We start from the raw sequence: 12,879 nt of genomic DNA on the forward strand, positions 1-12,879 counted from the left end.
GCTTCACCCCGCGCGAGCCTGTTGTGCTGACGTCGTGGTCGAAACAGCGCACGAGGATTTGTCCGGTCGGGTCGCCATCATCGGCATGGGGTGCCGGTTCGCGGGCGGGGCCGACTCCGCCGAACGGTTCTTTTCCTTCCTGCTCACCGGCTCCCGGTCGGCCGGTCCCGTTCCGAGCGGCCGGTGGGACGCCGCACGCGGCCGTTCACGGGAGAACGCCGCCGCGCTGTCGAGGGTGACCGCGCGCGGCTCGTTCCTCGACGACGTCGCCGGTTTCGACAACGCGTTCTTCGGCATCTCGGGCGTCGAAGCGGCTCAGCTCGACCCGCAACAGCGCATCACCCTGGAGGTGGCGTGGGAGGCGCTGGAGCACGCCGGCGCCGACCCGCGCGCGCTCGCGGGCACCGACACCGGCGTCTACCTCGGCGTCGGCACCGACGACTACGGCAGGCGGCTGCTGGAGGACCTGCCGGGAGTGCGGGCGTGGACCGGGATCGGCGCGTCGCTGTGCGCCGTCGCGAACCGCGTGTCCTACACACTCGACCTGCGCGGCCCCAGTTTCGCCGTGGACACCGCGTGCTCCTCCTCACTGGTGGCGCTGCACCAGGCCTGCCGTGCGGTCGCCGGGGGAGAGGTGCCGCTCGCGCTCGCCGGTGGCGTGATGATCATGTCCGGGCCGGGGCTGACCGCGGTGCTCGACGAGGCGGGCGCCCTCGCTCCGGACGGTGTCTCGAAAACGTTCACCGCCGGTGCCGACGGTTACGGCCGCGGTGAGGGCTGCGGGGTCGTCGTGCTCAAGCGGCTCGCCGACGCGATCGCCGATGGCGACCACGTGTGGGCCGTGGTGCGCGGCGGCGCGGTGCGCCAGGACGGCCGCACCGACGGCATCATGGCTCCCTCCGGCAGCGCGCAGGAGCACCTGATGCGTGCCGCGTACGCCGACGCCGGGGTCGACCCGCGCGAGGTCGGCTACGTGGAGGCGCACGGAACCGGAACCCGTGTCGGTGACCCGATCGAGCTGGGCGCCATCGCCACCGTGCTCGGTGAAGGCGGCTGCCTGGTCGGTGCGGTGAAGCCGGCCATCGGCCACACCGAAGCGGCGGCGGGCATCGCCGGAGTGATCAAGACCGCGTTGGCGCTCGACGCCGGGCTCATCCCGCCCACGCCGATGGACGGGCCGCCGCGCCCCGATTTCGACTGGGCGGGAGCGGGACTGGAAGTGGTCACCGAGGCGCGGCCGCTGGTGTCGCGCTACGCCGGGGTGGCCGGCTACGGGTACGGCGGCACCATCGCGCACATCGTGCTCGAACGCGGGCCCGCGCCGGGCGAAGCGGCCTCGGATTCCACCGGGTTCCGGCTCTACCCGATTTCCGGGGCCACGCCCGAGGCCGTTCGCGCCCAGGCTTCGCGGCTGGCGGAGGCGGTCACCGACGTCCCGCTGGCCGATCTCGGCCACACCCTGGCGCACGGCCGCGCGCACCTGCCGGTCCGTGCCGCCGTGGTGGCCGCCGATCGCGATGCGCTGGCAGCCGGCCTGCGCGCGATCGAGCCCGTCGAGGCGGCGGCGCAACCCGGTGTGGTGTGGGTGTTTTCAGGGCACGGTGCGCAATGGGCAGGCATGGGACGGGGGCTGCTGGCCGACGAACCCGTGTTCGCCGGGGTAGTCGACCGGCTCGCCCCGATCTTCGACGCCGAGCTGGGCGTGGTTCCCCGCGTCGTGCTGGAGTCCGGCGAGCTCGGCGGCGTCGACCTCGTGCAGGCGATGCTGTTCGTGATCCAGGTTGGCTTGGCCGCGGTGTGGCGGGACCGGGGGATCGAACCCGCCGCGGTGCTCGGGCACTCGGTGGGCGAGATCGCCGCGGCGGTCACCGCCGGCGTGCTCACCGAGGAGCAGGGCGCGACGCTGGTGTGCCGGCGATCGCGGCTGCTCCCGGAGGTCGCGGGTGACGGTGCGATGGCGATGGTGGATCTGCCGTTCGCCGCCGCCGTCGCCTGGCTCGGCGACCGCTCGGACGTCGTCGCCGCGATCGACGCCGCGCCCGCGTCCACCGTGCTGGCCGGTTCCCCGGCAGCGGTCGCCGAGGTGAGCGCCGCGCTGACGGCAGCGGGACGTGTGGTGCGACGGGTCGACTCGGACGTCGCGTTCCATTCGCCGCAGATGGTGCCGCTGGCCGACCGCCTCGCCGATGCGGTCGCGGCACTGGATCCCGCGCCAGCGCGAGTGCCGCTCTACGTGACCGCGGCCGACGATCCACGCGGCGCGCCAAGGCAGAACGCCGCGTACTGGGCGGCCAACCTGCGCGACCCCGTGCGGTTCGCCACGGCGGTCGAGGCGGCGGTGGACGACGGGTACCGGTTGTTCCTGGAGGTGTCCGCGCATCCCGTGGTCGGGCATTCCGTCAACGAGGTGTTGCGCGCCCGCGGCGTGCACGGCGCCGCGATCGCGAGCCTGCGCCGGAACCGGGACGAGCACGAATGCCTGGCCGCGGCGCTCGCCACGCTCTACGGCCACGGCGTCGATCCTGATTGGACGGTGCTCCAGCCTGCCGGGCGCCACCTACCGCTGCCCGGCGTGGTGTGGCAGCGCATCTCGCACTGGATCGACGGCCCGGCCACCGAGTTCCCGCCGGACACGCTGCTCGGCGCGCCGGTCGACGTGCACGGGTCGGTCACCCGCGTCTGGTCGACGACGCTCGCCGCGCGCACCCGGCCCTATCCCGGCCGCCACCCCGTGCTCGGCACCGAGATCGTGCCCGCCGCCGTGCTGCTGAACACCCTCCGCGTGGCGGGTGCCCGCACGGGCCTGCGGGATGTGCGGCTCCGGACACCGGTGGCCGTGCCCGAGGACGAGGCAGGCGAACTGCAGATCGTCCGTGACGGTCCGGCGCTGCGGATCGCGTCGCGTTCCGGCGACGGCTGGGTCGTGCACACCACCGCCGTGGCGGACGCGTCCGAGGACGTGTCGTTCGCCGTGGAGACCGGAACCGCGCTGCCACTCGACCACGTGGTCACCGGGCTCGCGCGGCTGGGGGTGGCCGGGATGGGCTACGACTGGGAGTTCACCGCGCTGGCACAAGGTCCGGACGGGCTGCGGGGCACCGTCTCCGCGCGCGGCTGGGCCGCGTTGCTGGACGCCGCGCTGTCACTCGCCTCGGTCGTCTTCGACGGTCCGCCCGTGCTGCGGATGCCCGCCAGGATCGACGGGTTCGGCTTGCGTGGTGACGCTCCGGAAACCGCCGAAATCATGGTGCGGGTCGACCGGGATCGATCGTCCACTGTGGACGTTCGGGTGGTGGCGGCAGGTGGCTGCGCGTGGCTGCGCGGGGTGCGGTACGGCGAATTGGACGGCGATCGCGGCGATTCGCTGGCCGAGCTGGCCTACGACGTGTGCTGGGAACCGCTGCCGGCACCCGCGGCACCGATCTCGTCCGCACCGGCGATCGTGGTCGGCGACGGCAAGCTGGCGGCCGCACTCGGCCTGCGTCCGGTCGACACCGTTCGCGAGGCCGTCGGCCTGGGCGCCGCGCACCTGGTGGTCGCCCCGGCGGTCGCGGACCCCGTGGCTGCCGTCGCCACCTTGCTCGCCACCGCACGCGAACTCGGCGCGTTGCCGGGACCCAAGCCGAGGCTGTGGTGCGCCACCAGCGGAGTCCGCGCCGCCGAGTCCGCCGACGGGCTCGCGGCGGCTCCGCTGCACGGGGTCAGCCGGGTCGGCGCGAGCGAGCATCCCGATTTCTGGGGCGGGGCCGTGGATCTGCCCGCTGAGCCCACCGCCCTCGACGCGGAAGCGTTCGGCCGCGCGCTCGCCACTCGCGCCGAACCGGTGCTCGCGGTAGCGGGAGGCGAGGTGCGAGTCCCCCGTCTCAGGCCGGCCGCCGGCGGCGCACCCGTGCTCTGCCGTCCCGACGCGACGTACCTGGTCACCGGCGGTCTCGGCGCGCTGGGCCGGAAGGTGGCCGGTCTGCTGGCCCAGCGCGGGGCGCGCCGGATCGTGTTGCTTGGCCGCACCCCACTGCCGCCGCGCGAGAGCTGGGACGCCGATTCGCGCGGCCGCGCCGTCCGGGAACTCGAACACGCCGGTGTCGCGGTGTTCCCGCTCGCCGTGGACGTCGCCGACGCCACGCGAACCCGAGCGGCACTGGCGGCGTTGCCGGTACCGCCGATCGCCGGCGTCGTGCACGCCGCCGGAACTGTCCGAAGTGGATTGACCACTGATGTCGGCCCGGCCGACCTCGCCGAGGTGATGCGCCCGAAAGTGGACGGTGCGCGGGTGCTGCACGAGTTGTTCCCGGTGGGATCGCTCGACTTCATGGTGCTGTTCTCGTCCGCGGGCCCGCTGCTCGGCCTGCCGGGTCAGGCCGCGTACGCGGCTGCCAACGCCTACCTCGACGCGCTCGCCGCGCACCGCGGACCCGGCACGGTCAGCGTCGCGTGGACGAGCTGGCGAGGGCTCGGCATGTCGACGGCGGCGTCCGCGACCGATCTCGAACTGGCGGCCCGTGGTGTCGGGGACATCAGCGCCGACGAGGCGTTGCGCGCGTTCGACCGGGTGCTCGGTGCGCCGGGCGGCGGCACCACCGCCGTGCTGCGCGTGCGCCGCGACCACACCGGTCCCCGCCCATCGGTCCTCGGGGGTCTTCTTGCCGAGGCAGAGCAACCGGGCGATGCGATCGGATGGGACCGGCTGAGCGGCGAGGAACGGGCGGCCAGGCTCGGCGAGATCGTGATCACCGCGATCGGTGCGACGCTGGGCGTGCCCGCCGGCGCGGTGAGCCCGCACCGGGCGCTCACCGAGTCGGGCGTGGATTCGTTGCTGGCGTCGGCTTTGCGGGCGCGGCTGGAACGGGAGACCGGGGTGGCGCTGCCCGCGACCCTGCTGTGGAGCCACCCCACACCCGCCAGGATAACGGCCTACCTCGCCGAGCTGGTGTGAACCGCTCCGCCACGAGTTGTCAGCCCGGCGGGCCGACAACTCGTGGCGGGGATCGGTCAGAAGGTGAACACCGGGCGGTACTCCCGTGCCCAGTGGTGCAGGTCGAGCACCCGCTCCAGGCCCTGCCGCAGCGGTCCGGTGATCTCCGCGGCCTCCAGCGCGACCGCGGACCGGACCCAGTCACGATCCACCAGCGCGAACGCGGGGGAGTCCTCGGCGAGCACGTCGGCGGCCTGCGCCTGCAACGCGGCCGCGTACGCGGTGTCCTGCACCGTCGGGTACGGGCTCTTCACGCGGTCGGCCACCGAGTCCGGCAGCACGTGCCTTGCCGCCGCGCGCAGCAGGCTCTTTTCCCTGCCGTCGAAGGTTTTCAGCGACCACGGCGTGTTGTAGACGTACTCGACCAGGCGGTGATCGCAGAACGGCACCCGCACCTCCAGCCCGGCCGCCATGGACATGCGGTCCTTGCGGTCGAGCAGTGCCCGCACAAGCCGGGTCAGGTGCAGCTGGCAGATCACCCGCATCCGGCGCTCCAGCTCGTCCTCGCCGTCGAGGTGGTCGACCCGTGCCACCGCGGTGGCGTACTGATCGGCCACATAGGACTCGATGTCGAGCCGGTCGCGGAGGTCCTTGCGCAGCACGGCCGCGCGGTCGGTGTTGACCGCGTGCGCGAACGCGAGCCAGGGGAACGTGTTCGCGGTGCGCGCCGCCTCGTGGTGGAACCACGGGTAGCCGCCGAAGACCTCGTCGGCGGATTCGCCGGACAGCACCACCGTCGACTCGGCCCGGATCGCCCGGAACAGCAGGTGCAATGAGCTGTTGATGTCACCGAGGCCGAGCGGGAGGTCCCAGGCCCGCACGACCGTGCGGCGCAGTTCCGGGGTGCTCAGCTCCCGGGTGTCGACCAGCACCGTGCGATGGGCGGAGCCGACGTGATCCGCGACCTCGCGGACGAACGCGGAGTCGGCGGTGGCGCGCAGCTCGTCCGGCCGGAACTCCCCCTCCTGCCCGGCGAAGTCGACCGAGAACGTGCGCAGGCCCGGCAGTGTTTCGGCGGCGAGACCGGTGATGGCACTGGAATCGAGCCCACCGGACAGGAGCACGCCCTGCGGCACATCCGCGACGAGCTGGCGGCGCACCGCGTCGGACAGCAGCTCCCGCACCGTGGCGATGGTCGTTTCCCGGTCGTCTTCGTGCTCGGCCGCGGCCAGCCGCCAGTAGGTGTGCTCGCGCACGCCCGACGGGGACACGGTGAGCACGGTGCCCGGCTCGACCTCGCGCATCCCCTCCCACAGCGCCCACCCCGGTGCCTTCGTCTGGCCCACCAGCTCGTGCAGGCAGTCCAGGCCGATCTCGCGCTCGGCCAGCGGGTTGGCGAGGATGGCCTTCGGCTCGGAGCCGAACAGCACACCGTCACGGGTTTCCTGGTAGTACAACGGTTTCACGCCGAGACGGTCGCGCACCATGGTCAGCTCGCCCACTCGCTCGTCCCACACGGCGAACGCGAACATCCCGTTGAGGCGCCCGGCGACGGCCGCGCCCCACTCCAGAAAACCGGCGAGCACGACCTCGGTATCGCTCGCCGTGCGGAACCGGTGCCCCCGCCCGGAAAGCTCGGCGCGCAGCTCGGTGAAGTTGTAGACCTCGCCGCTGTAGACCATCGCGACCTCGTCGCCGAGCGCCGTCATCGGCTGCTTGCCGCCGGGCAGGTCGAGCACCGCGAGCCTGCGGTGCCCGAGCCCCGCGCGGGGACGCACCCAGACCTCGCCCGCGTCCGGGCCGCGGGCGGCCAGGGTGTCGGTCATGGTGGCCAGCACGTCCCGGCGCTGGACGAGATCGGTGTCGTAGGCCACCCATCCGGTGATGCCGCACATGGTTGTCCGCCTCTCGGTTCGTCGTGTGGTCAGCGGCGCAGGCGCAGCGGCAGCGCCTCGAGCCCGTGCATCTGCGTACTGCCGCGCCAGCGCAGCGACGCCGGGTCTACGGCGAGGTCGATGCGGGAGAACCGTGCCAGCAGCCCGCCGATCGCGATCTCGCCTTCCAGCCTGCCCAGCGGCGCGCCGACGCAGTAGTGGATGCCGTGCCCGAAGCCGAGGTGCGCACCGGTCGGCCTGGTGATGTCGAGGCGGTCCGGATCGGGGAACCGCTCGGCGTCGCGGTTGCCGGCGAGCAGCGACACCATCACCAGCTCGCCCTCGGGGATTTCCACGTCGCCTGCCACGACCGGTTCGGTGGTGAAGCGGGGCGACGCGAGGTTGTTCGGCGTCTCGAACCGCAGGAACTCCTCGACGGCGTTGGGCAGCAGGCCGGGGTCGGCGCGCAGCGCGGCGAGCTGCTCCGGTTCGCGGAGCAGGCTCAGCACGCCACTGCTGATCAGGTTGACCGTGGTCTCGTAGCCGCCGATCAGCAGGACGAACGTCATGGCGATCAGTTCCGGCACGGCCAGCCGGTCGCCGTCCTCGGAGGCGTGCACGAGCGCGGACAGCAGGTCGTCGGCGGGGGCGGTGCGCTTCCGCTCGACCAGCCCGGCCAGGTAGCCCGCCATCTCGGCGGACGCGGCGCCGATCTCCTCCGGCGCGGCCGTCGACACCATCCGCCCCGACCAGCCTGCGAAGCGCCGCCGGTCTTCGGCGGGAATGCCCATCAGCTCGCAGATCACCTTGATGGGCAACGGAAGCGCGAACGCGGCGATCAGGTCGACCGGCTCGTCCTCCGCGATGGCGTCGAGCAGTTCGGCGGTGATCTCCTCGATGCGCGGGCGCAGCCTGGCGATCGTGCGGCTGGTGAACGCCTTGGCCACCAGCTTGCGGAGCCGGGTGTGATCCGGTGGGTCGACGTTGAGCAGGTGCGCGGCCAGCGAGCGGGAGAACTCGATCTTCCTGCCCTCGGCGAGCTGCCGGGCGTGTTCGAGCCGGTCGTAGACCCCGTCGCTGCTCAGCCGGGGATCGGTGAGCAACGCCCGCGCTTGTTCGTGCGAGGTGACCAGCCAGACGCGCACGCCGTCGGGCATGACCACCGGTCTGGCCGGGCCTTCGGCGCGCAGCCGGGCCGCCAGCTCGTGCGGGTTCTGCAGGTACTCGTCGTCGAGCCGGGGGAGTTGTTTCAGGTCGGGCACGGGTCCTCCGCGGTTGGCCGTCCGAGCGCGAGCAGGGACGGGAGGTCGTCGGGCCGGGCGAGCAGTTCGCCGGTCGGGCCGCGCGCGGCGACCCGTCCGCCGGCGAGCACGAGCACCCGGTCGGAGATCGCGGCCGCGACGGCCGCGTCATGGGTGATGAACACGACGGCCAGGCCGTGCCGCGTGCGCAGTTCGTCGAGCAGCGTCAGCACCCCGGTCCGCGCCGCCGGGTCCAGTGCCGAGGTGATTTCGTCGCACACCAGCACCTTCGGCCCTGCCGCCAGCGCGCGGGCGAGCGCGACGCGTTGTCGCTGCCCGCCGGACAGCTCGCTGGGCAGCCTGCGGGCCAGCGCATCGGACAGGCCGACCGCGTGCAGCAGCCGCCGCACCTCGGCGTCGTGTTCGGGGCCGGGCAGGCGGCGCAGCACGCGCAGCGGCCGGGTGAGCGCGGTGCGGACGTCTTGGCGCGGGTGCAGGGATTCCGCCGGGTTCTGCGGCACGAGCTGCACCGCCGCCCGCTGGTCCCGCGTGCGTTCGCGGACATCGGGGGCCAGCGCGTCGGCTCCCAGCGCCACGTGGCCGGAGGCGGGCCGATGCAGCCCGGTGAGGCAGCGGGCGAGCGTCGACTTTCCCGCGCCGGACACACCGAGCACGGCCACGCACTCGCCGGGCGAGACCGCGAGGTCCACCTCTCGCAGTACCGGGGTGCGGCCGTGCCCGGCGGTGACGCCGGTCGCGGTCAGCGCCGGCCGCGTGTCTGATGTGGACTCTCGATGGGGAACGGCAGGCCCGGCGATCCGTGGTGGCACGGTGGAGATCCGACCGTCTTCGAGCGCCACCGCGCGGTCTGCGAGCTGGTCCAGCGCATCCGGGTCGTGGGTGATCCACAGCAGCGCCACCCCGCTCTCGCGCAGCCGGCTCAGTTCGGCGAGCACCTCCGCGCTGGCCACGACGTCGAGCGCCGCGGTGGGCTCGTCCAGCACGAGCAGCCGCGGCGAACGGGCCAGCGCGAACGCGAGCGCCACCCGTTGCTGCTGGCCGCCGGAGAGCTGGTGGGGGTAGCGCCGGGCGAACGTGGCGGGCAGTCCGACGCGGTCGAGCAGCGCGGGCACGTCGGCGCGGCGGTCGCCGGCGGCGAGCCGCAGCGCGGCGTCCACCCGCGCGTACGGGGTGAGGACCAGTCCGGGATCCTGGCCGAGGTAGCCGACGGTCGCGCCGCGCACCCCTGGCGGCGGGACCGGCAGCATCGGCCGTCCGTCCACATAGGCCTGGCCGCCGGTGTGCCGCGCGCCCTCGCGCAGGTGGCCGAGCATGGCGAGTGCGAGGGTGGTCTTGCCACAGCCGGACGGGCCGAGCAGGCCGACCGCCTCACCCGCGTCGATCTCCAGGTTCACCCCGGCGAGCACGGTCCTGCCGCCGGCTTCGATGGACAGCGAGCTCGTCTTCGCGATCATCCGGCCAGCCCCCGTGACCGGCGGACCACACGATCCGAACAGAGGTTGGCGCCGATCGCGAGCGCCGCGACCCCGGCGACCGGCACGGCGAGCGCCCACGGTTGCAGCGCGGCGCCCGGCAGCGCGTCCACGATCATCAGCCCCCAGTCCGCATCGGACACCCCGAGGCCGAGGAAACCCGCGGCCGCGACCAGGTGCACGGCCGTGACGAAGCGCATGCCCGCGTCGGCCAGCACGGTCGAGGAGATCAGCGGCAGCACTTCACGGCATACCAGCCACGTCCAGCCCTCGCCGCGCGCCACCGCGGCCTCGACGTGCGCGCGACCGGCGACCTGAGTGGCGGCGGCCATCGTCACGCGGGCGGTGAGCGGGGCGGCGGCGAGCGCCACGGCCAGCACCAGGCCGGTCCGGTCCGGCAACGCGGTCAAGACCAGCAACAGCAGCAGGATCGGTGGCACGGCGGCGATCGCGTCGAGCGGGCGCAGCACCACGTTCGCCAGCAAGCGCCGTCCCCGCCCGGCCAGTGCCGCCACCAGCCCGGCGGTGGCCCCGAGCACCGCCCCGGCGAACGCGGCGGCGAGACTGGTCAACACGAGCGGCCTGCCGCCGTGCAGCAACCGGGACAGCACATCGCGGCCGAGTTGATCGGTGCCGAACGGGGTCGCGGCGGTCGGGGGGCCGTAGGGCAAGCCGACCGGGGTGGTCGCGGCGTGCGGGGCCAGTTCCGGCCCGGCGAACACCAGCACAGCGGTCAAAAGGCCCAACACGGCCAGGAAATTCCTCACGCGGGTACCTCCTCGGTACGCAGCCGGGGTGTGAGCGGGACGATGGCGAGATCCGCCAGCGCGAGCGCGGCGAGCATCGCCCCGCCCAGCACGAGCACCAGCGCCTGCACCACCGGCAGATCGCCGGTCTGCACGGAGGTCACCAGCAGCTCGCCGATACCCGGATAGCCGAAGACCTTCTCCACCAGCACCCCGCCACCGACCAGGCCGACGCCGGTCACCAGCCACACCTGCACGGCCACCGGCAGCACCGCGGGGAGCACGGCCGTGCGCAGCACCGCGCGCGGTGGGATTCCGTTGAGGCGCAAGAACTCCACGTGTGGCGACGCGGCCGCGGTGACCGCCGCCGCCCGGATCGCGCGGATCGCGTAGGACAGGCCGACCGCGAGCAGGCTCAGCACGGGCAGCACCAGCGCCTCGGGATGCGCGATCGGGCTGTCCCCTGGCGGGATGAGGGACACGGCGGGCAGCCAGCGCAACGTGACCGCGAACAGCAGCGCCAGCGCGCCCGCGATGGCGAACTCCGGCACGGACACCAGCAGCAGCGCCCCCGCCGAGACGTGCCTGCCGCGCCGGGTCGCCGCCAGCAGCCCGGCACCCAGCGACACCGGAACGAGCAGCAGCAGGGTAATCCCGGACAGCAGCGCCGAGTTCCCGATCCGGTCGGAGAGCATCTCGGTGACCGGCTTACCGGTGGCCGAGGTGCCGAGGTCACCGCGCACCAGCCCGGTGAGCCAGCCGAAGTAGCGGGCGAGCACCGGCTGGTCGAGACCGAGCCGGTGCCGCAGTTCCGCCACCCGCTCCGGTGTCGCGCTCACGCCGAGCCGCGCCGTCGCGGCGTCGCCCGGCAACAGATCGAGGCCGACGTAGACCAGCAGGGAGAGCATCAGGAGCAGCAAGGCTCCGGTGCCCAGCCGCGCCACCGACCGCCTGATCACGCGAGCCCGGCGTGGCCGAGGTACGGGTACTTGGCGAGCCCGCGCACCTCGATGCCCGCGACGGCCTTGCGTTCCAGGCTGAGCGTGTCGGCGAGGCCCCACACCACGGTGTTGCCGCGGTCGGCCAGCACGTCCTGCACCCGTGCCCACGCGGCGCCGCGGGCGGTTTCGTCGAGCGCGCCCAGCCCGGTCGCCAGCGCCGCGGACAGTTCGGGGTCGGCGAGCGCGAACGCGGGGTTCGACGCCAGCCGGGCGTAGAGCACCGGCAGCGGCAGCGCGCCGATGGAGAACGTCATCGCGTTGGCCGTGGTGATCGCCGCCGGGTCGTAGAACTCGGCCACGCCGACGATATCGGGCCGCACGTCGAGGCCCACCGCCTTGAGCTGCTCGGCGACCAGCTGGGTGGAGGCGTTGAACCCGATCTCGTATTCGGCCGAGCGGATCGTGATCGGTACGCGGCCAGCGCCCGCTTCGGTGACGAGCCTTCGGGCCGCGTCGACATCCTGGCGCGGGGCTTCACGCTCGCTGAAATGGGCCGCGCCGTAGCCGAACAGATCGTTGCCCGGCACGCCAAAGCCGAGGAAAACGCCGTCCACCAACGCCTTCCGGTCCAGTGCCAGCCGAACCGCGCGACGCACCCGCGGATCGTTGAACGGGGCGATGGTGGTGTTGAGCACGAAACCGAAGCCGACGCGGTTGCGCGCGCCGGCGGTGCGCACCTCGAGATCCGCGCCGGATGCACCGGTTTTCGCGGTGGTGAACGGGATGTCGGCCGCGTAATCGGCCTGGCCGGTGAGCACCGCGTTCGCCTTGGCCTGCGGATCGGTCAGGCTGAGCAGGACCAGTTCGTCGGCCGTGCCCTTGATGTCCCAGTGGCCGTCGAACCGGGTGAGCCGCGCCTCGCGACCGGCCTCGAACGCCGCGACCCGGTACGGGCCGGTGCCGATCGCGGTCGCCGGGGTGAACGAGGTCGTGCCGTCCTTGATGACCTTGACCAGGAAGGCGGCGAGTACCAGCGCGGGATCGCCCAGCGGCCGCACCGTCGGTACGCGCAGGGTCGTCGCGTCGCGCACTTCGATGCCCGCGAGGTCGAGGTAACCGGTGAGTTCGCTCGGGAACGCCCGCTCCGGCGCACCGAGGTACCGGAAGGTGTGTGCGACGTCCCGCGCGGTGAGCGGTGATCCGTCGTGCCAGTGAACGCCTTCGCGCAGGCGCAGGACGAACGACCGGCCGTCGGCGGCGGGCTCGGCGGTGAGCGCGAGTCGTGGCGTGGCCTTGCCGTTGTCCAAGGAGAACAGCGCGTCGAAGATCACGTCGTTGCGCACGATGTCGATCGGCGCCTGCCCGGTGAACGGATCGAGGGATTCGGCGGCGCCGCCGCCGGTGAACGCGGCGCGCAGCCGTCCACCCGGCTTGGGCGTGCGGCGTGCCGTGTTCTCGACCGGGGTGGCGGCCGTGCCCGCACCGCACGCGCTCAGCAGCGAGGCGGTGCCGGCCGCGCCGAGCGTCAGCCCGGCGGCACGGAGCAGGTCACGACGGCTGAGCCCCACGGTTAGACCTCCAGAAGATGCGGCATTCGCGCCGCGCGAAATGACTTAGGTGACCCTAAACGCGTGCAACCTAGCAAGACGCCATTCGGGTGCACAACCCTTGT

General features: G+C 73.3%; 7 protein-coding genes. 1 reads left to right on the forward strand and 6 read right to left on the reverse strand.

The window, feature by feature from the left end; all coding sequences use genetic code 11:
* Nucleotides 1-34: 34 nt before the first annotated feature.
* Nucleotides 35-4,933, forward strand: a complete 4,899-nt coding sequence (locus ABD256_RS15805) for a type I polyketide synthase (protein WP_344418352.1) — start codon at nucleotides 35-37, stop codon at nucleotides 4,931-4,933.
* A gap of 56 nt (nucleotides 4,934-4,989) precedes the next feature.
* On the opposite strand, the gene asnB is transcribed toward ABD256_RS15805, so the two are convergent.
* From asnB to ABD256_RS15835, 6 genes are read right to left on the reverse strand one after another with little or no spacing between them, the layout of a single operon-like run.
* Nucleotides 4,990-6,807, reverse strand: coding sequence for an asparagine synthase (glutamine-hydrolyzing) (gene asnB / locus ABD256_RS15810; protein WP_344418354.1), 1,818 nt, complete (start codon nucleotides 6,805-6,807; stop codon nucleotides 4,990-4,992).
* A 29-nt stretch (nucleotides 6,808-6,836) separates the two neighbouring features.
* Complete coding sequence (locus tag ABD256_RS15815) at nucleotides 6,837-8,048, reverse strand: cytochrome P450 family protein (protein ID WP_344418356.1); 1,212 nt, start codon at nucleotides 8,046-8,048, stop codon at nucleotides 6,837-6,839.
* Nucleotides 8,036-9,502 (reverse strand): ABC transporter ATP-binding protein, encoded by a 1,467-nt coding sequence (locus ABD256_RS15820; RefSeq protein ID WP_344418358.1) that lies wholly within the window; start codon nucleotides 9,500-9,502, stop codon nucleotides 8,036-8,038. The genes ABD256_RS15815 and ABD256_RS15820 overlap by 13 nt, the downstream gene beginning before the upstream one ends.
* Nucleotides 9,499-10,287, reverse strand: a complete 789-nt coding sequence (locus tag ABD256_RS15825; RefSeq protein ID WP_344418360.1) for an ABC transporter permease — start codon at nucleotides 10,285-10,287, stop codon at nucleotides 9,499-9,501. The genes ABD256_RS15820 and ABD256_RS15825 overlap by 4 nt, the downstream gene beginning before the upstream one ends.
* Nucleotides 10,284-11,225: an ABC transporter permease gene (locus tag ABD256_RS15830; protein WP_344418362.1), complete on the reverse strand. Its 942-nt coding sequence runs from the start codon at nucleotides 11,223-11,225 to the stop codon at nucleotides 10,284-10,286. Before ABD256_RS15830 ends, ABD256_RS15825 begins: the two co-directional genes overlap by 4 nt.
* Nucleotides 11,222-12,775: an ABC transporter substrate-binding protein gene (locus ABD256_RS15835; protein WP_344418364.1), complete on the reverse strand. Its 1,554-nt coding sequence runs from the start codon at nucleotides 12,773-12,775 to the stop codon at nucleotides 11,222-11,224. The genes ABD256_RS15830 and ABD256_RS15835 overlap by 4 nt, the downstream gene beginning before the upstream one ends.
* Nucleotides 12,776-12,879 lie beyond the last annotated feature (104 nt).

Origin of the sequence: Amycolatopsis minnesotensis (genome assembly GCF_039529815.1) — a bacterium.
Taxonomy (GTDB): Bacteria; Actinomycetota; Actinomycetes; order Mycobacteriales; family Pseudonocardiaceae; genus Amycolatopsis; species Amycolatopsis minnesotensis.

Bases quoted from the DNA above. Each gene is read 5' to 3' on its own strand.
- asnB (WP_344418354.1), bottom strand. From the start codon at position 6,807: ATGTGCGGCATCACCGGATGGGTGGCCTACGACACCGATCTCGTCCAG.
- ABD256_RS15820 (WP_344418358.1), bottom strand. From the start codon at position 9,502: ATGATCGCGAAGACGAGCTCGCTGTCCATCGAAGCCGGCGGCAGGACC.